At 68.6% G+C, this 21,129-nt stretch carries 33 protein-coding genes; 3 read left to right on the top strand and 30 right to left on the bottom strand.

The annotated features are described in order from the left end of the window. Window positions 1-56: 56 nt before the first annotated feature. From rplQ to rpsJ, 30 genes are all read right to left on the bottom strand, one after another. Window positions 57-551: a 50S ribosomal protein L17 gene (gene rplQ / locus RND61_RS06695; protein ID WP_315876836.1), complete on the bottom strand. Its 495-nt coding sequence runs from the start codon at window positions 549-551 to the stop codon at window positions 57-59. Window positions 552-631: 80 nt separating this feature from the next. Next, window positions 632-1,654 (bottom strand): DNA-directed RNA polymerase subunit alpha, encoded by a 1,023-nt coding sequence (locus RND61_RS06690; protein WP_003956430.1) that lies wholly within the window; start codon window positions 1,652-1,654, stop codon window positions 632-634. A 131-nt stretch (window positions 1,655-1,785) separates the two neighbouring features. Beyond that, window positions 1,786-2,190 (bottom strand): 30S ribosomal protein S11, encoded by a 405-nt coding sequence (gene rpsK, locus RND61_RS06685; protein WP_003956432.1) that lies wholly within the window; start codon window positions 2,188-2,190, stop codon window positions 1,786-1,788. Between the two features lie 65 nt (window positions 2,191-2,255). Beyond that, on the bottom strand, window positions 2,256-2,636 hold the full coding sequence (gene rpsM, locus RND61_RS06680; RefSeq protein WP_315876834.1) for a 30S ribosomal protein S13: 381 nt from the start codon (window positions 2,634-2,636) through the stop codon (window positions 2,256-2,258). A 190-nt stretch (window positions 2,637-2,826) separates the two neighbouring features. Beyond that, entirely contained in the window at window positions 2,827-2,940 is a 114-nt protein-coding gene (rpmJ, locus tag RND61_RS06675; RefSeq protein ID WP_003956441.1) for a 50S ribosomal protein L36, read from the bottom strand. Window positions 2,941-2,998: 58 nt separating this feature from the next. Then, entirely contained in the window at window positions 2,999-3,220 is a 222-nt protein-coding gene (gene infA / locus RND61_RS06670; RefSeq protein ID WP_003956442.1) for a translation initiation factor IF-1, read from the bottom strand. 209 nt (window positions 3,221-3,429) lie between these two features. Next, entirely contained in the window at window positions 3,430-4,266 is an 837-nt protein-coding gene (gene map / locus RND61_RS06665; RefSeq protein ID WP_315876833.1) for a type I methionyl aminopeptidase, read from the bottom strand. Window positions 4,267-4,458: 192 nt separating this feature from the next. Next, window positions 4,459-5,118, bottom strand: a complete 660-nt coding sequence (locus RND61_RS06660) for an adenylate kinase (RefSeq protein WP_315876832.1) — start codon at window positions 5,116-5,118, stop codon at window positions 4,459-4,461. Then, window positions 5,118-6,437 (bottom strand): preprotein translocase subunit SecY, encoded by a 1,320-nt coding sequence (secY, locus tag RND61_RS06655; protein ID WP_315876831.1) that lies wholly within the window; start codon window positions 6,435-6,437, stop codon window positions 5,118-5,120. The genes RND61_RS06660 and secY overlap by 1 nt, the downstream gene beginning before the upstream one ends. A gap of 456 nt (window positions 6,438-6,893) precedes the next feature. After that, window positions 6,894-7,349, bottom strand: coding sequence for a 50S ribosomal protein L15 (gene rplO, locus RND61_RS06650; RefSeq protein WP_315876830.1), 456 nt, complete (start codon window positions 7,347-7,349; stop codon window positions 6,894-6,896). 2 nt (window positions 7,350-7,351) lie between these two features. Beyond that, the gene (gene rpmD, locus RND61_RS06645) at window positions 7,352-7,534 is read right to left on the bottom strand and encodes a 50S ribosomal protein L30 (RefSeq protein WP_010473936.1); all 183 of its coding nucleotides are present in this window, start codon (window positions 7,532-7,534) and stop codon (window positions 7,352-7,354) included. After that, on the bottom strand, window positions 7,534-8,139 hold the full coding sequence (gene rpsE / locus RND61_RS06640) for a 30S ribosomal protein S5 (protein ID WP_023587021.1): 606 nt from the start codon (window positions 8,137-8,139) through the stop codon (window positions 7,534-7,536). The genes rpmD and rpsE overlap by 1 nt, the downstream gene beginning before the upstream one ends. 43 nt (window positions 8,140-8,182) lie before the next feature. Continuing rightward, complete coding sequence (rplR, locus tag RND61_RS06635) at window positions 8,183-8,566, bottom strand: 50S ribosomal protein L18 (RefSeq protein ID WP_010473938.1); 384 nt, start codon at window positions 8,564-8,566, stop codon at window positions 8,183-8,185. A gap of 3 nt (window positions 8,567-8,569) precedes the next feature. Further along, window positions 8,570-9,109 carry a 50S ribosomal protein L6 gene (rplF, locus tag RND61_RS06630; protein ID WP_315876829.1) on the bottom strand — a complete coding sequence of 180 codons (540 nt, stop codon included), beginning with the start codon at window positions 9,107-9,109 and terminating at the stop codon, window positions 8,570-8,572. A gap of 21 nt (window positions 9,110-9,130) precedes the next feature. Continuing rightward, window positions 9,131-9,529, bottom strand: coding sequence for a 30S ribosomal protein S8 (gene rpsH / locus RND61_RS06625; protein WP_010473942.1), 399 nt, complete (start codon window positions 9,527-9,529; stop codon window positions 9,131-9,133). Between the two features lie 209 nt (window positions 9,530-9,738). Beyond that, window positions 9,739-9,924: a type Z 30S ribosomal protein S14 gene (locus RND61_RS06620; protein ID WP_003956452.1), complete on the bottom strand. Its 186-nt coding sequence runs from the start codon at window positions 9,922-9,924 to the stop codon at window positions 9,739-9,741. A gap of 2 nt (window positions 9,925-9,926) precedes the next feature. Next, window positions 9,927-10,484, bottom strand: coding sequence for a 50S ribosomal protein L5 (gene rplE, locus RND61_RS06615; protein ID WP_010473944.1), 558 nt, complete (start codon window positions 10,482-10,484; stop codon window positions 9,927-9,929). Next, window positions 10,484-10,807: a 50S ribosomal protein L24 gene (gene rplX, locus RND61_RS06610; RefSeq protein ID WP_023587023.1), complete on the bottom strand. Its 324-nt coding sequence runs from the start codon at window positions 10,805-10,807 to the stop codon at window positions 10,484-10,486. Before rplX ends, rplE begins: the two co-directional genes overlap by 1 nt. 2 nt (window positions 10,808-10,809) lie before the next feature. Next, window positions 10,810-11,178 (bottom strand): 50S ribosomal protein L14, encoded by a 369-nt coding sequence (gene rplN / locus RND61_RS06605; RefSeq protein WP_003956455.1) that lies wholly within the window; start codon window positions 11,176-11,178, stop codon window positions 10,810-10,812. A 100-nt stretch (window positions 11,179-11,278) separates the two neighbouring features. Further along, window positions 11,279-11,563, bottom strand: a complete 285-nt coding sequence (gene rpsQ, locus RND61_RS06600; protein ID WP_031129706.1) for a 30S ribosomal protein S17 — start codon at window positions 11,561-11,563, stop codon at window positions 11,279-11,281. Beyond that, on the bottom strand, window positions 11,563-11,787 hold the full coding sequence (rpmC, locus tag RND61_RS06595) for a 50S ribosomal protein L29 (protein ID WP_010473947.1): 225 nt from the start codon (window positions 11,785-11,787) through the stop codon (window positions 11,563-11,565). Before rpmC ends, rpsQ begins: the two co-directional genes overlap by 1 nt. Next, on the bottom strand, window positions 11,787-12,206 hold the full coding sequence (rplP, locus tag RND61_RS06590) for a 50S ribosomal protein L16 (RefSeq protein WP_017949658.1): 420 nt from the start codon (window positions 12,204-12,206) through the stop codon (window positions 11,787-11,789). Before rplP ends, rpmC begins: the two co-directional genes overlap by 1 nt. A 5-nt stretch (window positions 12,207-12,211) precedes the next feature. Next, window positions 12,212-13,039 (bottom strand): 30S ribosomal protein S3, encoded by an 828-nt coding sequence (gene rpsC, locus RND61_RS06585; RefSeq protein ID WP_023587025.1) that lies wholly within the window; start codon window positions 13,037-13,039, stop codon window positions 12,212-12,214. Then, window positions 13,039-13,386, bottom strand: coding sequence for a 50S ribosomal protein L22 (gene rplV, locus RND61_RS06580; RefSeq protein ID WP_028963907.1), 348 nt, complete (start codon window positions 13,384-13,386; stop codon window positions 13,039-13,041). The genes rpsC and rplV overlap by 1 nt, the downstream gene beginning before the upstream one ends. A gap of 51 nt (window positions 13,387-13,437) precedes the next feature. Then, entirely contained in the window at window positions 13,438-13,719 is a 282-nt protein-coding gene (gene rpsS, locus RND61_RS06575) for a 30S ribosomal protein S19 (protein ID WP_004984529.1), read from the bottom strand. A 12-nt stretch (window positions 13,720-13,731) separates the two neighbouring features. Beyond that, entirely contained in the window at window positions 13,732-14,568 is an 837-nt protein-coding gene (gene rplB / locus RND61_RS06570; RefSeq protein ID WP_010473951.1) for a 50S ribosomal protein L2, read from the bottom strand. Between the two features lie 41 nt (window positions 14,569-14,609). Then, complete coding sequence (gene rplW, locus RND61_RS06565; RefSeq protein WP_315876826.1) at window positions 14,610-14,933, bottom strand: 50S ribosomal protein L23; 324 nt, start codon at window positions 14,931-14,933, stop codon at window positions 14,610-14,612. Next, a complete protein-coding gene (rplD, locus tag RND61_RS06560) occupies window positions 14,933-15,583 on the bottom strand; it encodes a 50S ribosomal protein L4 (RefSeq protein WP_315876825.1) in 651 nt (216 codons plus the stop codon). Before rplD ends, rplW begins: the two co-directional genes overlap by 1 nt. 8 nt (window positions 15,584-15,591) lie before the next feature. Further along, window positions 15,592-16,236 (bottom strand): 50S ribosomal protein L3, encoded by a 645-nt coding sequence (gene rplC, locus RND61_RS06555; RefSeq protein WP_315876824.1) that lies wholly within the window; start codon window positions 16,234-16,236, stop codon window positions 15,592-15,594. Window positions 16,237-16,249: 13 nt separating this feature from the next. Further along, window positions 16,250-16,558, bottom strand: coding sequence for a 30S ribosomal protein S10 (rpsJ, locus tag RND61_RS06550; protein WP_003948644.1), 309 nt, complete (start codon window positions 16,556-16,558; stop codon window positions 16,250-16,252). 886 nt (window positions 16,559-17,444) lie between these two features. On the opposite strand from rpsJ, the gene RND61_RS06545 reads away from it, so the two are divergent. The 3 genes from RND61_RS06545 (at window position 17,445) to RND61_RS06535 (ending at window position 20,873) form a co-directional block, all read left to right on the top strand. Then, window positions 17,445-18,347 (top strand): helix-turn-helix domain-containing protein, encoded by a 903-nt coding sequence (locus RND61_RS06545; RefSeq protein WP_315876885.1) that lies wholly within the window; start codon window positions 17,445-17,447, stop codon window positions 18,345-18,347. Next, entirely contained in the window at window positions 18,328-19,188 is an 861-nt protein-coding gene (locus RND61_RS06540) for a hypothetical protein (protein WP_315876823.1), read from the top strand. The genes RND61_RS06545 and RND61_RS06540 overlap by 20 nt, the downstream gene beginning before the upstream one ends. A 767-nt stretch (window positions 19,189-19,955) precedes the next feature. Next, complete coding sequence (locus tag RND61_RS06535) at window positions 19,956-20,873, top strand: YncE family protein (RefSeq protein ID WP_315876822.1); 918 nt, start codon at window positions 19,956-19,958, stop codon at window positions 20,871-20,873. Window positions 20,874-21,129 lie beyond the last annotated feature (256 nt).

Raw genomic sequence — 21,129 nt, 5'->3', positions numbered from 1 at the left:
CGGGCCCGCCCCCGCAAGGGGACGGACCCGTCCGTCAGCCGTGGCCGTCAGAACGCTCAGGCGTCCTTCGACTCCTCGGCCGGGGCCTCGGCGGCGTCGTCGGCCTTGGTCTCCTCGACCTTGGTCTCCTCGGCCTCCTTCACCGCGCGCTTGGTCGCGGCCTCGGCCTCGGCGACGGTCGCCTTCTTGGCGATCTCGCCCTCGACCAGCTCGATGACCGCCATCGGGGCGTTGTCGCCACGACGGTTGCCGATCTTGGTGATACGGGTGTAGCCACCCGGGCGCTCGGCGTAGCGCGGGGCGATCTCGGTGAAGAGCGTGTGGACGATGCCCTTGTCCGTGATCGTCTGCAGCACCAGGCGACGGTTGTGGATGTCGCCCTTCTTCGCCTTGGTGATCAGGCGCTCGGCGACCGGACGCAGGCGGCGGGCCTTGGCCTCGGTCGTGGTGATGCGGCCGTGCTCGAAGAGCGACTTCGCGAGGTTCGCGAGGAGCAGCTTCTCGTGCGCGGCGCTGCCGCCCAGACGGGCACCCTTGGCGGGCTTCGGCATGGTGTTTCTCCTTGTGATCTGCACCGGCCGTATCAGGTACCGGTGTCAGGGCCCCGCGGGCGGACGCCCGCGGGCAGGTATCAGTACTGCTCGGTCTCGACGAAGCCCGCGTCCGCGTCGTCGTCGGCGCCGAAGGCGTCGGCGGCGGCGGTCGGGTCGAATCCGGGCGGGCTGTCCTTCAGGGCCAGGCCCATGCCGGCCAGCTTCGCCTTGACCTCGTCGATCGACTTCGCACCGAAGTTGCGGATGTCGAGCAGGTCGGCCTCGGAGCGGGCGACGAGCTCACCCACGGAGTGGATGCCCTCGCGCTTGAGGCAGTTGTAGGAGCGGACCGTGAGCTCCAGCTCCTCGATCGGCAGCGCGAGGTCGGCGGCGAGGGCGGCGTCCGTCGGGGACGGGCCCATGTCGATGCCCTCGGCGTCGATGTTCAGCTCGCGGGCGAGACCGAACAGCTCGACCAGGGTCTTGCCGGCGGACGCCATGGCGTCGCGCGGGCGCATGGCCTGCTTGGTCTCGACGTCGACGATGAGCTTGTCGAAGTCGGTGCGCTGCTCGACTCGGGTCGCCTCGACCTTGTAGGTGACCTTGAGGACCGGCGAGTAGATGGAGTCGACCGGGATGCGGCCGATCTCCTGGCCGACCTGCTTGTTCTGCACGGCGGAGACGTAGCCGCGACCGCGCTCGACGGTCAGCTCCATCTCCAGCTTGCCCTTGCCGTTGAGCGTGGCGAGCACCAGGTCGGGGTTGTGGACCTCGACACCGGCCGGCGGGGCGATGTCGGCGGCGGTCACGAGGCCCGGGCCCTGCTTGCGCAGGTACATGACGACGGGCTCGTCGTGCTCGCTGGACACGACCAGCTGCTTGATGTTGAGGATGAGGTCGGTGACGTCCTCCTTGACACCCGGCACGGTGGTGAACTCGTGCAGGACGCCGTCGATGCGGATGGACGTGACGGCCGCACCCGGGATCGAGGAGAGGAGCGTACGGCGGAGGCTGTTGCCGAGCGTGTAGCCGAAGCCCGGCTCCAGCGGCTCGATGACGAACCGCGAGCGGTACTCGTCGACAACCTCTTCGGTCAGCGAGGGACGCTGAGCGATCAGCATGGTCTTTTCCTTCAGTCGTGGACGCCCGCTATTTGACGTCCTCGGATACAGCAAGGGTACGGGCGGAAAGTCCCGGAAGGGTCTTTCCGCCCGAACCTCACATCAGCCGCAGGTGCGTGACGCACCTGGGGTCAGACGCGCCTCCGCTTCGGGGGGCGGCAGCCGTTGTGCGGGGTCGGCGTGACGTCCTGGATGGAGCCGACCTCCAGGCCGGTCGCCTGCAGGGAGCGGATCGCGGTCTCACGACCGGAGCCCGGGCCCTTGACGAAGACGTCGACCTTGCGCATGCCGTGCTCCTGCGCGCGGCGGGCGGCCGACTCGGCGGCCATCTGCGCGGCGAACGGAGTCGACTTGCGGGAGCCCTTGAAGCCGACGTGGCCGGCGGAGGCCCAGGAGATCACGTTGCCGGACGGGTCCGTGATCGAAACGATCGTGTTGTTGAACGTGCTCTTGATGTGCGCGTGGCCGTGAGCGACGTTCTTCTTTTCCTTGCGGCGCACCTTCTTGGCAGCGCCCTGACGTCCCTTGGGGGGCATCTCTTAACTCCTACGGGAGGTGGTCGGTCCTACAGCGAAGACCGTGGACAGTCGTCCGCTGCGGACTACTTCTTGCCCGGCTTCTTCTTGCCGGCGATGGCGCGACGCGGGCCCTTGCGGGTACGGGCGTTCGTGCTGGTGCGCTGACCGCGGACCGGCAGACCACGGCGGTGGCGCAGACCCTGGTACGTGCCGATCTCGACCTTGCGGCGGATGTCGGCCTGGACCTCGCGACGGAGGTCACCCTCGGTCTTGATGTTGTTGTCCACGTACTCGCGGATCTTGACCAGGTCCTCCTCGGACAGGTCACGAACGCGGGTGTTCGGGTTCACACCGGTGGCGGCGAGGGTCTCCTTCGCCAGGGTGCGGCCGATGCCGAAGACGTAGGTGAGTGCGACCTCCACGCGCTTGTCGCGCGGGATGTCAACACCGGAAACGCGTGCCATTCACTGGCTCCTGTGTGTTCGGGGGTCTTCCGCAATGCCGTTCTCTGGCCGCCGTACGAGGTACGGACCAGGTCCCCGGCCCCCGCCGGAGGTGTCGCCAGCCGGAATGGCCCGGCGGGCACTGCGTATGTACGGGTTACTTGCGTCGCGCGTGAGCTGCGAGGTGCAGGTAGGTGTAGGTCGGCGTGCGTCAGCCCTGGCGCTGCTTGTGGCGCAGGTTGTCGCAGATGACCATGACCCGGCCGTGGCGGCGGATCACCTTGCACTTGTCGCAGATCTTCTTGACGCTCGGCTTGACCTTCATGGGATGTGAGGTTCTCCGGGTCAGTGCCAGCACCCCGTGGGAGGGGCGCGGACAAGATCTACTTGTAGCGGTAGACGATCCGGCCACGCGTCAGGTCGTACGGAGACAGCTCCACGACGACCCGGTCATCCGGGAGGATACGGATGTAGTGCATCCGCATCTTGCCGCTGATGTGCGCGAGGACCTTGTGACCGTTCTGGAGCTCCACCTTGAACATGGCGTTCGGCAGGGACTCGATCACGGTGCCCTCAATCTCGATGGCACCTTGCTTCTTGGCCACGCTTCGCCCTTCGAATCGGCTACCTTGATCGACTTTCGCTGCCGCGTGCGGGCACGCTGGTATACGAGAGCCGACGCATCAGTCTACGCGAGCCCCTACGAAAAGACGAATCCCCCAGCCTCCCCAGCTTCCGAGATCGCTAAGCCCGACCCCGCCCGGGCGGTCCCGGGACGGCTCGGGCGGGGACGGACCGGGCGGGCCGGAGGCCGTCAGGCCAGGGGGTCCGGGGCGGCCGTGACGCCCAGCTCCGCGAGCTTCGCCCTGCCGCCGTCCGGGGCCGTGAGCACCAGGGGGCCGTCCTCCGTCAGGGCCACCGAGTGCTCCCAGTGGGAGGACCACGTGCCGTCCGTCGTGATGACGGTCCAGTCGTCCTCCAGGACCTCCGTGCGCGGCGTGCCGAGGGACACCATCGGCTCGATCGCCAGGCAGAAGCCGGGCACCAGCTTCGGGCCCTTGCCGCGCTTGCGCGACACGTAGTTCAGCAGGTGCGGGTCCATGTGCATCTCGCTGCCGATGCCGTGGCCGCCGTAGTCCTCGATGATCCCGTACTTGCCGCCGCCCGGCCTCGGCTGCCGGCGGATGTACGTCTCGATGGCGCGGGAGATGTCCACCAGCCGGTTGCCGTTCTTCATCGCGGCGATGCCGGCCCACATCGACGCCTCGGTCACCCTCGACAGCTCCAGCAGCTCCGGCGCGTGCCCGGACCCGACGAACGCCGTGTACGCCGCGTCGCCGTGCCAGCCGTCGACGATGGCGCCCGCGTCGATCGAGATGATGTCGCCGTCCTTCAGGACGACGTCCTCGCTCGGGATGCCGTGGACCACGACCTCGTTCACCGAGGTGCAGATCGTCGCCGGGAACCCGCCGTACCCCAGGAAGTTCGACTTCGCCCCGTGCTCGGCGAGGACCTTCCGCGCCGCCTCGTCCAGGTCCCTGGTGGTGGCGCCGGGCACGGCCACCTCGCGCGTCGCCGCGTGGATGGCCGCGACGACCAGCCCCGCCTCGCGCATCTTCGCGATCTGCTCCGGGGTCTTGATCTGCACCATGACGGCAAACGCCTTTCTCGGACTTCTCGACGGTCGAGCGGAAGCTCTCGGTACCACGATACGGGCGGGCCCGCGCCAACGGCTTCGGCCGCGGCACCCGGGGAGGGCACCGCGGCCGAAGCGCGGAACGTGCGCGGGTGCCCCGTCCGGGCGGAGCCGGAACCTCGGGGACGTACCGCAGGCCGGCGGGGCCTACGCGGCGTGCTCGCCGCGCAGCGCCGCCATGGCCCGGTCGGTCACCTCGTCGACCTTGCCGAGCGCGGAGATCGTGACCACCAGGCCCTGGGCCCGGTAGTGGTCGATGATCGGCTCGGTCTGCGTGTGGTAGACCTCCAGCCGCGTGCGGACCGTCTCCTCCGAGTCGTCGTCGCGCTGGTACAGCTCGCCGCCGCAGACGTCGCAGACGCCCTCCTGCTTCGGCGGGGAGTACGTCACGTGGAAGACGTGCGCGCTGTCGTTGCGGCAGATGCGGCGGCCGGCGATCCGCTTCACGACCTCGTCCTCGGGGACCTCCAGGTCCAGGACGGCGTCCAGCTTCATGTCCGCGGCCTCGAGCGTCGCGTCGAGCGCCTTGGCCTGGGCGACGTTGCGCGGGAAGCCGTCGAGCAGGAAGCCGCTCTCGGCGTCCGGCTGCTCCATGCGGTCCTTGGCCATCCCGATCGTGACCTCGTCGGGCACCAGGTTGCCGGCGTCCATGTACGCCTTGGCCTGCTTGCCCAGCTCCGTGCCCTGACTGATGTTTGCCCGGAACAGGTCACCCGTGGAGATGTGCGGAATCGAGAGATTCCTGGCAAGGAACGCGGCCTGCGTACCCTTGCCGGCTCCGGGTGGTCCGACGAGGACGATTCGCATCAGCGGAGGAACCCTTCGTAATTGCGCTGCTGGAGCTGGCTCTCGATCTGCTTCACGGTCTCCAGCCCCACACCCACGATGATGAGGATGCTCGTCCCGCCGAACGGGAAGTTGGCGTTCGCACCGCCGAAGCCCGCCAACGCCATCGTCGGCACAAGAGCGATCAGACCCAGGTACAGCGAGCCGGGCCAAGTGATCCGGTTGAGCACGTAGCTCAAGTACTCAGCAGTAGGTCGACCAGCCCGGATGCCCGGGATGAAGCCACCATACTTCTTCATGTTGTCGGCCACTTCCTCGGGGTTGAAGGAGATGGCCACATAGAAGAAGGCGAAGAACACGATGAGGAAGAAGTAGATCACCGTGTGGATGGGCTTGCCGTCCACCAAATGCTGCTGAATCCACGCAGACCATCCCGACGTGCTGTTGCCGGCGAACTGGACGATCAGGATCGGGATGTAGAGCAGCGACGAGGCGAAGATGACGGGAATCACACCCGCCTGGTTCACCTTGAGAGGGATGTACGTCGAGGTGCCGCCGTACGAGCGGCGACCGATCATGCGCTTCGCGTACTGGACCGGGATCCGGCGCTGGGCCTGCTCGACGAAGACCACCAGGGCGACCATCACGAAGCCGATCAGGATGACCGTGCCGAACTCGATCCAGCCCTTGGCGAGCTTGCCGCTCTCCTTGATGGCCCACAGGGAGCCGGGGAAGCCGGCGGCGATCGAGATGAACATCAGGATCGACATGCCGTTGCCGACGCCGCGGTCGGTGATCAGCTCACCGAGCCACATGACGAGGGCCGTGCCGGCGGTCATGGTGATCACCATGACGACGATGGTGAAGATCGACTGGTTGGGGACGATCTGGCTGGCGACGCTGCAGCCGCTGAACAGCGCACCGCTCTTGGCGGTGGCCACCAGGCCGGTGCCCTGCAGGATGGCCAGGGCGACGGTCAGGTAACGCGTGTACTGCGTGATCTTCGTCTGCCCGGACTGGCCCTCCTTCTTCAGGGCCTCGAGCCGCGGGATGACCACGGTCAGCAGCTGAAGGATGATGCTCGCCGTGATGTACGGCATGATGCCGAGCGCGAAGATGGTGATCTGCAGCAGGGCACCACCGCTGAACATGTCCATCAGGCCGAGCAGGTTGTTGTTCCCCTGCTGGGCCTGCTTGACACATTGCTGGACGTTCTCGTAGTCCACACCGGGAACGGGGATGTGCGCACCGAGCCGGTAGAGCACGATGATGCCGAACGTGAAGAGCAGCTTCTTACGCAGGTCGGGCGTCTTGAACGCCCGGGCGAACGCGGTGAGCACGGTGCCTCCTGCGACCCCCGAGCTAGCGCGTCAGAGGCGACGGGTTTGAAGAATCAGCGGTTACTTGGCAGGGCGGCACTGTGCTGGCACAGGCCGCCCGAAGATTAATGGCGCCACCCTACCCGGCCATGCGGCACACGGGAAACATCTGTGACCTCCCGCGGCCCGAACCCGGCGGCCAGCCCTCCGCCCCCACCCCCACGTTCACCCGCAAGCGGGACGGCTCCCCCGCCCCGGCGCGACGGCCGGAACCGGCCGCGGCGGGCCCCGCGGACGGCCTCCCGGCCCCGTGCGCGCCCCTGGTCGGCGCACGGGGGCCGGTATGGGTGCGGAAGCCCCCGTACCGGGCCGTACGGGGCTTCTGGGGCCCCAACTCGGGCTCCGGGCCCGGAACATGGGAATGGCCTGGTGAAGCGCCCTGCGGCGCCTCACCAGGCCATGACGTCAGTCCGAGGCTCAGACGAGCTCGGTGACCGTCCCGCCAGCGGCGGTGATCTTCTCCTTGGCGGAGCCGGAGACGGCGTCGACCGTCACCTGCAGCGCCACGGAGACCTCGCCCTGACCCAGCACCTTGACGAGCTGGTTCTTGCGAACCGCGCCCTTGGCGACCAGGTCGGCGACCGTCACCTCGCCACCCTCGGGGTAGAGGGCGGCGAGCTTGTCCAGGTTCACGACCTGGTACTCGGTCTTGAACGGGTTCTTGAAGCCCCGCAGCTTCGGGAGGCGCATGTGGAGCGGCATCTGGCCGCCCTCGAAGCGCTCCGGAACCTGGTAGCGGGCCTTCGTGCCCTTGGTACCACGACCGGCCGTCTTACCCTTCGACGCCTCACCACGACCCACACGGGTCTTGGCGGTCTTGGCGCCCGGGGCGGGACGGAGGTTGTGGATCTTCAGCGGGTTCTGCTCCGCCATGATCAGTCGACCTCCTCGACCGTCACGAGGTGGCGGACGGTGTGCACCATGCCGCGGAACTCGGGGCGGTCCTCCTTGACGACCTGCGTGTTGATGCCCTTGAGGCCAAGGGAACGCAGGGTGTCGCGGTGGTTCTGCTTGCTGCCGATGTACGACTTCGTCTGCGTGATCTTGAGGCGAGCCATTACGCACCCACCCCGGCACGCGCACGCAGCAGGGCCGCGGGGGCGACGTCCTCGAGCGGCAGACCGCGGCGGGCCGCGATCTCCTCGGGGCGCTGCAGGCCCTTCAGGGCCTCCACGGTCGCGTGCACGATGTTGATCGCGTTGTCGGAGCCGAGCGACTTCGACAGGATGTCGTGAACGCCGGCGCACTCGAGCACGGCACGCACCGGGCCACCGGCGATGACGCCGGTACCGGGGGAAGCCGGCTTGAGCAGGACGACGCCCGCGGCCTTCTCACCCTGGATCGGGTGCGGGATGGTGCCCTGGATGCGGGGGACCTTGAAGAAGTGCTTCTTGGCCTCCTCCACACCCTTGGCGATGGCGGCCGGCACCTCCTTGGCCTTGCCGTAACCGACACCCACGGTGCCGTCACCGTCGCCCACCACGACCAGCGCGGTGAAGCTGAAGCGACGACCACCCTTCACAACCTTGGCGACGCGGTTGATCGCGACGACGCGCTCAACGTACGCGGTCTTCTCGGCGGCAGCAGCGCCGCCGTCACGGCCCTTCCGGTCCCGCCGCTCGCCGCCACCGGCACCGCTTCCGCGGCGCTGGGGTCCAGCCATTGGAATTACCTCTCTTCGTTTTCCGCTGAGCTACGGAACCGGCTCAGAACTTCAGGCCGGCTTCGCGGGCGGCGTCCGCCAGGGCGGCGATGCGCCCGGCGTACCTGTTGCCGCCACGGTCGAACACGACAGCCTCGACACCGGCGGCCTTGGCGCGCTCGGCGACGAGCTTGCCGACCTGCTGGGCCTTGGCCGACTTGTCGCCTTCGCCGCCGCGGATGGACGCGTCCAGGGTCGACGCCGACGCCACGGTGTGACCCGCGATGTCGTCGATGACCTGGGCGGTGATCCCACGGTTGGACCGGGTCACGACCAGGCGCGGACGCTCAGCGGTACCCGAGACCTTCTTGCGGATGCGGATGTGGCGACGCTTCAGAGCAGCGCCCTTGTAGGCCTTGCCCTTGGCAATCTTCACGCCGTATGCCATGGCTTACTTACCAGCCTTTCCGACCTTGCGGCGGATGACCTCGCCCGCGTACTTCACGCCCTTGGCCTTGTACGGGTCGGGCTTGCGCAGCTTGCGGATGTTCGCGGCGACCTCGCCGACCTTCTGCTTGTCGATGCCCTCGACCGAGAACTTGGTCGGCGACTCGACCTTGAACGAGATGCCCTCGGGCGCCTCGACGAGGATCGGGTGGCTGTAGCCGAGCTGGAACTCCAGGTCGGAGCCCTTCGCGGCAACGCGGTAACCGACACCGCTGATCTCGAGCGCCTTCGTGTACCCCTGGGTCACACCGGTGATCATGTTGGCCACCAGCGTGCGGGACAGGCCGTGCAGGGCCTTGTTCTGACGCTCATCGTTGGGGCGGGTGACGTTCAGAACGCCGTCCTCACCCTTGACGATCTCGATCGGCGCGGCGACGGTGTGGGTCAGGGTGCCCTTGGGGCCCTTCACCTGGACCGTACGGCCATCGATGGTGACGTCCACGCCGGCGGGAACCGTGATGGGGAGCTTGCCGATACGCGACATTGGCTTTTCCTCCGTTCCCGACTACCAGACGTAGGCGAGGACTTCCCCACCCACGCCCTTCTTCTGCGCCTGCTGGCCGGTCAGGAGGCCGTGCGACGTGGAGATGATCGCCACGCCGAGACCACCGAGGACCTTCGGCAGATTGGTGGACTTCGCGTAGACCCGGAGACCGGGCTTCGAGATCCGCTTGATGCCCGCGATGGAGCGCTCACGGTTCGGGCCGAACTTCAGCTCGAGGACGAGGTTCTTGCCGACCTCGGCGTCCTCGACCTTCCAGCCCGTGATGAAGCCCTCCTGCTTGAGGATCTCCGCGATGTGAGACTTGATCTTGCTGTGCGGCATCGTCACGGTGTCGTGGTACGCCGAGTTCGCGTTCCGCAGACGCGTAAGCATGTCTGCGATCGGATCAGTCATGGTCATGAATTGGCCTTCGGCCTCTCTCGCCGGGGTTTCCTGTATGCGCCATCCCTCTCCCCGCTCATGGGCGGGACGGGTGCGGTGCGGGGACCTACGGCGTAGTAAGTCGTACGGGCGGCAGGCGCCCAACCCCACAAGCCTACGACATGTGGAGAAGGGCCCCTGCCGACCAGGTGCTTACCGAGAGCCTGGCATCAACCCAACTGGGTTGATTACCAGGAGCTCTTGGTCACGCCCGGCAGCTCGCCACGGTGAGCCATCTCACGGAGGCACACGCGGCACAGACCGAACTTGCGGTAGACGGAGTGGGGCCGGCCGCAGCGCTGGCAGCGGGTGTACGCGCGCACACCGAACTTCGGCTTGCGGGCGGCCTTAGCGATCAGAGCCTTCTTCGCCACGGTCAGTTCTCCTTGAACGGGAAGCCGAGGTGACGGAGGAGGGCACGACCCTCGTCGTCGTTGGTCGCCGTGGTGACCACGGTGATGTCCATGCCCCGGACCCGGTCGATCTTGTCCTGGTCGATCTCGTGGAACATGACCTGCTCCGTGAGACCGAAGGTGTAGTTGCCACGGCCGTCGAACTGCTTCGGGGACAGACCGCGGAAGTCGCGGATGCGCGGCAGCGCGAGCGACAGGGTGCGGTCCAGGAACTCCCACATGCGGTCGCCACGGAGCGTGACGTGGGCACCGATCGGCTGGCCCTCGCGCAGCTTGAACTGCGCGATGGACTTGCGGGCCTTGGTGACGGCCGGCTTCTGACCGGTGATCGTGGTGAGGTCGCGGATGGCGCCCTCGATCAGCTTGGAGTCGCGGGCGGCGTCGCCCACACCCATGTTGACCACGATCTTGACGAGGCCCGGAACCTGCATGACGTTCTCGTACTTGAACTCGTCACGCAGCTTGCCGACGATCTCCTCGCGGTACTTCGTCTTGAGACGCGGGGTCGTGGTGGTAGCCATCAGATGTCCTCACCCGTCCGCTTGGCAACGCGGATCTTGTTGCCGTTCTCGTCGAAGCGGTAACCGACGCGGGTCACGACCTTCTTGCCGTCCTTCTCCACGACGAGCTGAACGTTGCTCACGTGGATGGGGGCTTCGACCGTGACGATGCCGCCGGCCTGCGAGGCGCGGCCCGGCTGGTTCGCCTTGGTGTGCTTCTTGACCCGGTTGACACCCTCGACCAGGACGCGGTCCTCACGGGGGAAGGCCGCGATGACCTTGCCCTGCTTGCCCTTGTCCTTGCCGGTGATGACCTGGACCAGGTCACCCTTCTTGATCTTCATGCTTACAGCACCTCCGGCGCGAGCGAGATGATCTTCATGAACTTCTTCTCGCGCAGCTCACGGCCGACCGGGCCGAAGATACGGGTGCCGCGAGGGTCGCCGTCGTTCTTCAGAATGACGGCGGCGTTCTCGTCGAAGCGGATGTACGAGCCGTCCTGGCGGCGGCGCTCCTTGACGGTGCGAACGATGACCGCCTTGACGACGTCACCCTTCTTCACGTTGCCACCGGGGATCGCGTCCTTGACGGTGGCGACGATGACGTCACCGATGCCCGCGTAGCGGCGACCGGAGCCACCGAGCACACGGATGCAAAGGATCTCCTTCGCACCAGTGTTGTCGGCGACACGCAGTCGCGACTCCTGCTGGATCACGTCTATCTCCTGATTGTCTGCCGGTTCCCGGCGCCCGTGGGCGAACCCACGGGACGCCGAGCCTGGCGGAACGAACCTGAAGGGTTACCCCTTCAAGTGATTACTTGGCCTTCTCGAGGATCTCGACGACGCGCCAGCGCTTCGTCGCGGACAGCGGCCGGGTCTCCATGAGGAGGACGCGGTCGCCGACACCCGCGGCGTTCTGCTCGTCGTGCGCCTTGAGCTTGTTCGTACGGCGGATGACCTTGCCGTACAGGGCGTGCTTGACGCGGTCCTCGACGGCGACGACGACGGTCTTGTCCATCTTGTCGCTGACGACGTAACCCTCGCGGGTCTTGCGGAAGCCGCGCGCTTCAGTCTTCTCAGTCACGTTGTTCTCGCTCATCAGGCGCTCTCCACCGTCTCGATGCCGAGCTCACGCTCACGCATGAGGGTGTAGATCCGGGCGATGTCCTTGCGGACGGCCTTCAGCCGGCCGTGGTTCTCGAGCTGCCCGGTCGCCGCCTGGAAGCGGAGGTTGAACAGCTCTTCCTTGGCCTCGCGGAGCTTGCCGACAAGCTCCTCGTTGCTCAGCTCGCGCAGCTCGGACGCCTTGGTACCGGCCGACATCACGCCTCACCTGCCTCGCGCCGAACGATCCGGCACTTCATCGGAAGCTTGTGAGCAGCGCGGGTAAGCGCCTCACGCGCAATCTTCTCGTTCGGGTAGGACAGCTCGAACATCACCCGACCGGGCTTGACGTTCGCGACCCACCACTCCGGGGAACCCTTACCGGAACCCATGCGGGTCTCGGCGGGCTTCTTGGTCAGCGGGCGGTCCGGGTAGATGTTGATCCAGACCTTGCCGCCACGCTTGATGTGGCGGGTCATCGCGATACGAGCCGCCTCGATCTGGCGGTTGGTCACGTACGCCGGAGTCAGGGCCTGGATGCCGTACTCGCCGAACGCAACCTGCGTACCACCCTTGGACATACCGCTGCGCTTCGGGTGGTGCTGCTTGCGGTGCTTGACCCTACGGGGGATCAGCATTTCGGTCAGGCCTCCGTTCCGGTGCTCTCAGCCGGAGCAGCGGCAGCGGCCTCGGCCTTGGGGGCCTCGGCAGCGGCGTTCTGCTGCGGCTTGCGGCCGCGACCGCCACGCTCGCCACCACGGCCACCGCGGGCCGGGCGGTCGGCACCGCCACGGGCCGGGCGGTTGCCGGCGCGGGCAGCGGCGTTCTCGGCGCGAACCTCGGCGATGTTCTTGACGTCGCCCTTGTAGATCCAGACCTTCACGCCGATGCGGCCGAAGGTGGTCTTGGCCTCGAAGAAGCCGTACTCGACGTTCGCGCGGAGCGTGTGCAGCGGCACACGGCCCTCGCGGTAGAACTCCGAGCGGGACATCTCGGCGCCGCCGAGACGGCCACCACACTGGATCTTGATGCCCTTGGCGCCCGCCTTCATCGCCGACTGCATGCTCTTGCGCATGGCGCGGCGGAAGGAGACGCGGGAGGACAGCTGCTCGGCAACGGCCTGGGCCACGAGCTGAGCGTCGACCTCGGGGTTCTTGACCTCGAGGATGTTCAGCTGGACCTGCTTGCCGGTGAGCTTCTCCAGGTCGCCGCGGATGCGGTCGGCCTCGGCGCCGCGGCGGCCGATGACGATGCCCGGGCGCGCGGTGTGGATGTCCACGCGGACGCGGTCACGGGTGCGCTCGATCTCGACCTTGGAGATGCCGGCGCGCTCCATGCCGGACGTCATCATCCGACGGATGGCGACGTCTTCCTTGACGTAGTCCTTGTACAGCTTGTCGGCGTACCAGCGCGACTTGAAGTCGGTGGTGATGCCGAGCCGGAACCCGTGCGGGTTTACCTTCTGGCCCATTACCGGGTTCCTTCCTTGCTGCTGACGACCACGGTGATGTGGCTGGTCCGCTTACGGATCCGGTAGGCGCGGCCCTGGGCGCGCGGCCGGAACCGCTTCAGGGTCGGGCCCTCGTCCACGTACGCCTCGCTGATGAACAGCGACGAGGCGTCCGTGTGGTCGTAGTTGTGCGCGGCGTTCGCGATGGCGCTGTCCAGCACCTTCTTGACCGGCACGCTCGCGGCCTGCGGGGCGAAACGCAGGACCGCCTGAGCCTCCGTGGCGTCCATGCCACGGATGAGGTCCACCACGCGGCGGGCCTTCATGGGCGTGACGCGGATGTACCGCGCCTGGGCCCTGGCTTCCATGGTTGTCCCTTCAGTGTCTGACACGTTCGTCATGGTCTTTCACCCCGCTGGTTAGCGGCGCTTCGACTTCCGGTCTTCCTTGACGTGACCCCGGAAGGTGCGCGTCGGCGAGAACTCGCCGAGCTTGTGGCCGACCATCGACTCGGTGACGAACACCGGGATGTGGGTCTTGCCGTTGTGCACCGCGATCGTGTGGCCGAGCATGGCCGGGACGATCATCGAGCGACGGGACCAGGTCTTGATGACGTTCTTGGTGCCGGCTTCGTTCTGGGCGTCCACCTTCTTGATCAGGTGGTCGTCGACGAAGGGCCCCTTCTTGAGACTGCGCGGCATCTAAACCCGCTCCTAGCGCTTCTTGTTCGTCTTGCGGCGGCGGACGATGTACTTGTTGCTCGCCTTCTTGGGAGAACGAGTACGACCTTCCTTCTGACCCCACGGGGAGACCGGGTGGCGACCACCGGAGGTCTTGCCCTCACCACCACCGTGCGGGTGGTCAACCGGGTTCATCGCCACACCGCGGACGGTCGGGCGGACGCCCAGCCAGCGCTTGCGGCCGGCCTTGCCCCAGTTGATGTTCGACTGCTCGGCGTTGCCGACCTCGCCAATGGTGGCGCGGCAGCGGACGTCGACCAGGCGGATCTCACCGGACGGCATGCGGAGGTGGGCCATCGAGCCCTCCTTCGCGAGCAGCTGCACGGAGGCGCCGGCGGAACGGGCGAACTTGGCGCCGCCGCCCGGACGGAGCTCGATCGCGTGGATCGTGGTACCGACCGGGATGTTGCGCAGCGCCAGGTTGTTGCCGGGCTTGATGTCGGCGCCGGGACCGTTCTCGATCCGGTCGCCCTGGCTCAGGCCACGGGGGGCGATGATGTAGCGCTTCTCGCCGTCCGCGTAGTGCAGGAGCGCGATGCGCGCGGTGCGGTTCGGGTCGTACTCGATGTGAGCGACCTTCGCCGGCACGCCGTCCTTGTCGTGACGACGGAAGTCGATCACTCGGTAGGCGCGCTTGTGGCCACCGCCCTGGTGGCGGACGGTCACACGACCGGTGTTGTTACGGCCGCCCTTGCTGTGCAGGGGGCGGACCAGCGACTTCTCCGGCGTGGACCGCGTGATCTCGACAAAGTCGGCGACGCTGGAGCCACGACGGCCCGGAGTCGTCGGCTTGTACTTGCGGATACCCATTTCTCAGTCCTCGTCCGATATTCGGACGATCCAGACCGCCCTTAGGCGGTCGGACCGCCGAAGATGTCGATACGGTTGCCCTCGGCAAGGGTCACGATGGCGCGCTTCGTGTTGGCGCGCTTGCCGTAACCGGTGCGGGTGCGCTTGCGCTTGCCCTGCCGGTTGATCGTGTTGACCGCGGTGACCTTGACCGAGAAGACCGCCTCGACGGCCTGCTTGATCTGGGTCTTGTTGGCGCGCGGGTCGACGACGAACGTGTACTTGTTCTCGTCCAGCAGCGCGTAGCTCTTCTCGGAGACAACCGGCTTGACGAGAATGTCGCGCGGGTCCGTGAAGGTCTTGCTGGTGACGACGGCCTCAGTCATCAGGCGTCGCTCCCTTCGGTCTCAACGGCCTTGGGGCCAGACACGAAGGACTCGAAGGCGGCCTTGGTGAAGACCACGTCGTCGGAGACGAGCACGTCGTACGTGTTCAGCTGGCCCGGCTCCAGGATGTGCACCTGGGGCAGGTTACGGGCGGAGAGCCACGCGGCCTCGTCGGAGCGCTCGGCGACCAGGAGCAGGTTCTTGCGCTCCGAGATCTTGCCGAACAGCGTCTTGGCGGCCTTGGTGGAGATCTCACCCTCGACCACGCCGGTGACGACGTGGATGCGGGAGTGGCGGGCCCGGTCGGAGAGGGCACCGCGCAGGGCGGCGGCCTTCATCTTCTTCGGGGTCCGCTGGGAGTAGTCACGCGGCACGGGGCCGTGGACGACGCCACCACCGGCGAACTGCGGGGCGCGGGTCGAACCCTGACGGGCGCGGCCGGTGCCCTTCTGGCGGTACGGCTTCTTGCCACCGCCGCGGACTTCACCGCGGGACTTGGTCTTGTGCGTGCCCTGGCGGGCAGCGGCCAGCTGCGCGACGACGACCTGGTGGATCAGCGGAACGCTGGTCTTCGCGTCGAAGATCTCCGAGGGGAGCTCGACGGTCCCGGCCTTGTCGCCTGCCGGCGAAAGGATGTCAATGGTGCTCATCGGTTACCTCAGGCCCCCTTGGCCGCGGTACGGACCAGGACGAGGCCGCCGTTCGGACCAGGAACCGCGCCCTTGATGAGCAGCAGGCCCTTCTCCGCGTCAACGGCGTGGACGGTCAGGTTCTGGGTGGTGACCCGCTCGTTGCCCATGCGGCCCGCCATGCGGAGGCCCTTGAACACGCGGCCCGGGGTGGCGCAGCCACCGATGGAACCGGGCGAGCGGTGCTTGCGCTGGGTACCGTGACCGGCGCCCAGACCACGGAAGTTGTGGCGCTTCATGACACCGGCGAAGCCCTTGCCCTTGCTCTTGCCGGTGACGTCGACCTTGACGCCCGCCTCGAAGACCTCAGCGGTGATCTCCTGGCCGAGGGTGTACTCGGAGGCGTCAGCGGTGCGGATCTCCACCAGGTGGCGGCGCGGGGTGACGTCGGCCTTGGCGAAGTGGCCCTTGAGGGGCTTGTTCACCTTGCGCGGGTCGATCTCGCCGAAGGCGATCTGGACCGACTCGTAGCCGTCGGTGTCGTTGGTGCGGACCTGGGTGACGACGCAGGGACCGGCCTTGACGACGGTCACCGGGACGACCCGGTTGTTCTCGTCCCAGACCTGGGTCATGCCGAGCTTCTCGCCCAGGACGCCCTTAATGTTCTTAGCCATCTCGCGCGTCACCTCAGAGCTTGATCTCGATGTCGACGCCGGCCGGCAGGTCGAGGCGCATGAGCGAGTCAACCGTCTTCGGCGTGGGGTCGAGGATGTCGATGAGGCGCTTGTGCGTCCGCATCTCGAAGTGCTCGCGCGAGTCCTTGTACTTGTGCGGCGACTTGATGACGCAGTACACGTTCTTCTCAGTGGGCAGCGGCACCGGGCCCGCGACCGACGCACCCGTGCGGGTCACCGTCTCGACGATCTTCTTCGCCGAGGAGTCGATGACCTCGTGGTCGTAGGCCTTGAGCCGGATGCGGATCTTCTGTCCCGCCATGGCTACTCAGTAGTCCTGTCTCTCGTAACGCTCTGGAACCTGGTGGGCTCACGTCTTCTCCGACCCACGCGGTCGGGCGTGTCGCACTCCCTCTACGAAGATCTCCCGAAGGATTTCCCAACCAAGGGGGTGCGGGCCTGGGACCGCGGTCCGGGGGAAGACACCCACCGGGTGCCTGGTCGGCGCCCCGCTGACGCTTCCCGGAAGATTCCCGTACTTCCGCCCCACGCAGGGACGACGAGTACTGTGGGACTCGCTTCCGGTCCTCCCGGCGGGAGGCGCGCAGCATCGGCACTCAACCGAGCAACCCGGACAGTCTGCCACACGCGGCGGGGCGCGCGCCAATCGAGCCGAAGAGAATACCCCGGAGGCCGTATCGATCAAACCGGGGCTCGCGGACGGGCGCCCGCGGGGCCCGGTGCTGCCGCCGGTGCACCCGGCCGGGGCGGGACGGGACGGCGCCGTACGTCGAGCACGTGCGCCCGAGGCCGGCGGGCAGGGCCGGGGCGGGACGGCGGGCGTGCGCCGAGCACCTGCGCCCGAGGCCGGCGGGGTCGGGCGGTGAGGGCGTCGGCGGGGGCCGGTGCCGCGTAGGGCCGCGCGGGCCGAACCGGACCCCGTACCGGAGCACGGGCGGCCTCGCCCCGGTGGGGCCGGTGGTCCTTCCCAAGGAACGGACGAAGGGGAAAGGACCTCTCCCAGCCCCACCCCACCCGCCCCGTACGCGGCCTCACCCCGTCGGGTGAACCTGGTCAAACCGGCTGGTCAACAGCAGGGGCGTGCGTCCTACGCTCACCGCGAGACCACCGCACACATGCGTCGGCCCCCGCCGGGACTCGCACTCCCGGACGAGGGCCTGACCAACGAGGAAGCGAAGACCTTCCTGATGGATGTCCAGCACCCTAGCGCGTCCCCGCACGCCCCGCTCCGGATCGCCGGAAAGCGGCCCGCACACCACTCGTCCGGGGTCGTCCACGTCAACACCCGGCACACCAGCCGCTTCACCGTCATCGGCAACCACCTCACCCAGCACGAGGAGTTATCTCTCCTCGCCATCGGGCTCGCCGTGCACATCCAGTCGCTGCCGACCGGGTCCCGCGTCGACATCAAGACCCTCGCCGCCCGCTTCCCCGAGGGCGCCCAGCGGATCGCGGGCGCGCTGCGCGAACTGGAGGCCCACGGCTACCTGCGGCGCGTACGGGAGCGCACCCCCGACGGCCGGATCACCACGCGGACGTTCTCCTGCAACCAGCCTTCCACCGGCGGCCGGGCGCCGACGGCCGACGCCCCGAAAGCCAATGCTCCGGCACCGCCGTCACCCACTCCGCAGTGCGGTACGAAGCCCACCCGGCCACCCCGCCGGCCGCCCGCGCCACTGCGCGTACCGCAGCCCGCCCACCCCGCCCCGGCCCTCCTCCGGGCCGCGACCGAACTGCTCGCCGGGCTGCACCGCCACGACCCGCGCCTGCTGCTCTCCGCCCGCGACGCCGAACGGCTCGCTCCCGGCGTCGCCGCCTGGCTGGAACGGGACGCCACCCCCGAGGGCGTACGGCACGCCCTGACCGCGCAGCTCCCGCCGGAGCCCCTGCGCCGCCCGGCCGCGCTCCTGGCCCACCGGCTCACCGCCGAGCTCCCACCACCCGCCGCGGGCCCCGTCCGTACGGCGCACCCGCTCCGGAACTGCGACCGCTGCGACCGCGCGTTCCGCGCATCCGAGCCAGGAGTGTGCGGTGGCTGCCGCACCTCCTCCCCATCCGAACAGGAGACCTGTGGTCAGCTCACCCCATGAGGCGATGCACCGCATCTTCCAGGAGTACCCGGAACTCTTCTCCCGGGTCTCCGAGGTGCTCGGCGTCGACCTCCCCCACCCCACTTCGGTAGAAGCCCTGCCCACCGACCTCACCGAGGCCCGGCCCGTCGAACGCCGCGTCGACACCCTGCTGCGCTTCGAGACCGCGGCGGACGGCGGCTTCCTCGTCGCCGTGGAGGCGCAGGGCAGGAAGGACCCGGCGAAACCCGGCAGCTGGGCGTACTACTGCGCGTACCTGCACGAGAAGTACGGGCTGCCGCCCCTGCTGCTCGTCGTCTGCCAGGACCGGGCGACGGCCGAGTGGGCCTCGCGGCCCGTACGAATCGGTCCGAACGGGTGGCCGACCCTCACGCTGCGCCCCCTCGTGGCCGGACCGCACAACATGCCCGTGATCAGTGACCCGGTCGAGGTGCGGAAGGACCTCGCTCTCGCCACGCTGTCCGCGATCACGCACGCGTGCGACCCGGAGGTCGGTGTGATACTGAAGGCACTGTCCACCGCGCTGCGGGACATGCCCGAAGACCTCGTCAATCCTGTCGTCGAATTCACCGCACAGGGCCTGGGCAACCGCCCGGCCGCGAGCATCTGGAGGAACCTGGTGGCCGTGGATCTCTCCTTCTACACGTCGCCCCTCTCGGAGGAAATCCGCAACGAGGGCCGAGCCGAGGCTCTGTTGATCATCCTGGAGCAGCGGGGTATCCCGGTCACGGAGGAAGAGCGCGAGCGCGCCGTCCACTGCGAGGACCCGGAGATCATGCGTTCCTGGCTCGCCCGCGCCCTCACCGCCGCCACCGCCGAGGAGATCTTCGGCGACGCGTAGCCGTCGCCACCGCCCCCCGGGGCCGGGCCCGTACGCGGGGCCCGTGCCCGGCGCGGGACGTACGGGCGGTACGTACAGCGGAACGTACGGCGGGACACGCGGCCGGTCAGGCGCGTACCGCCTCCATCAGGGCCGGGCCGTCCAGGGGGGCGGTGGGGCCCAGGTCGAAGAGGGGGGACGGGTCGAGGCCCGTGGCCAGGGGCAAGGGCCTCGCGGTGGTCCGGCTGGCAGGGCGCGAGGCCCGCGCCCATACTGGGAACCAGGGTCCGACGTCGGCCACCGGCAGCAGGTGTGGTCGGGTCCCCGCGCTCTTGGGAGCGGGGTGGCGCGGCGGAAGCAGGCCGCGCGGCAGGCCGTCGGCGGCGACACGGGGGCCTCGAAGTCCGCCGGAGAAGCGGGGCTTCCGAAGGCCAGGTCCAGCGATGCCGGAGCCACTGTCACACACGGCGAGCGCGCCCGCGGCGGGGTCCCGGGGTCTTGGAGACCCCGGCAGGCGCCGACACCGACGCGGGCGGATCCTCCCCGGACGCCCGGCGCCCCTTCCCGGAACACGCCGCGGCACCACCCGGGTCCGAGGGATCCGGCGCACCCGGTGGCGCACCGCTCCTCCCGGTACCGCCCACCGGGGCGCGGCCGGACCCGGCCTGCGGCCGGCCGGTGGCAGCACCGTCGAGCGCCACCCCGGGTCCTTCGGAGCGGCGCCCCCTCGGACGAGCCGGCCGCGACGACTTCTCCGTACGCCGCTCGATCACGAAGGTCGTGCAGTGATGAACGTGTCCAACACCAAGCAGCCGCGTGTCGTAGCCACCGTCCCGGTGGGGGCGAGGCCGGTCGGTGTGGCGGTGGACGTCCACGACCGCGTCTTCGTCACCAACAGCGGTGCCGGCACCGTGTCGGTGATCGATTCCAGGACCAACACGGTGAGCACCACCCTCACGGTCGGACCGCACCCGGAGGGCGTGGCGACCGATCCTCAATTCGGCGTCTACGTGGCCAACAGCGGCGCCAACACCGTGTCGATGATCAACAAGTCCAACGTCCTCGTCGCCACCGTCCGCATCGACGTCCCGCTCGCCCCCTCCCCCCGCATGAAGGGGGTGGCGGTCGATCACTTCCTGAGTCGCGCCTACGTGGCCAACCGCGGCAGCCACCGCGTGTGGATCATCCGCATCAGCGGTGCGCTGCCCCCCTTCGCCCACGAGTTCGTCGAAGTCCCCGACCCCCTCGACGTGGCGGTCGATCCGACGAGTCACCGCGTCTACGTCACGCAACCCGGCTTCAACACGGTGTCGGTGGTCGACCCCGCGACCGACAGGGTCATCGCGACCGTCCCGGTGGGGCCGCGGCCCACCGGGATCGCGGTCGACGCCCCGAGGCACCGGGTCCACGTCGCCGACTCGGGCTCCACCGCGGTGTCCGTGATCGACACCGCCACCGGTGGCGTCACCGACACCGATGTCGCCGCGGGCCCCGTCGACGTGGCGGTCGACTCCCGGGGCGACGCCTACGTCACCCGGTCCGACGGCACGGTGGCGGTGATCGGTGCCGCGTCCCACGGCGTCAGCGCCGCCGTCCCGGTGGGCTCCCGGCCGGAGGGCCTGGCCTTCGAGCCCCACAGCGGTCGCGTCTACGTCGCCAACAGCGGCGACGGCACCGTATCGGCGATCGCCCCCACCGGCGGTTGACCGGCGGCGGGGAGCCGTCCCGTCCGGCGGCCCGCCCGATGGCCCGCTCGTCCGGTTCCCCGCTCGGTTCTGCGACGCGATGGAGCGGAGCCGCGTGGGCCGCTGGTCGTGGGGCCGGGTCGCGCCGCCGGGGCGACGCGGGGTCCCGCGCCCCACCTCCGGGTGCGTGCGCGGGCGCGGGACCGGCCTCGCCCCGGCCGGGGCACACGTCCCCGGCGGATGGCGGGGCGGGGGCCACGCGGTCGCCCCCGCCGCG

This window comes from Streptomyces tamarix, assembly GCF_032423885.1.
Lineage (GTDB): Bacteria > Actinomycetota > Actinomycetes > Streptomycetales > Streptomycetaceae > Streptomyces > Streptomyces tamarix.
The sequence above is the reverse complement of the archived record's forward strand: the minus strand, read 5'-3'. Positions and strand labels throughout refer to the sequence as shown.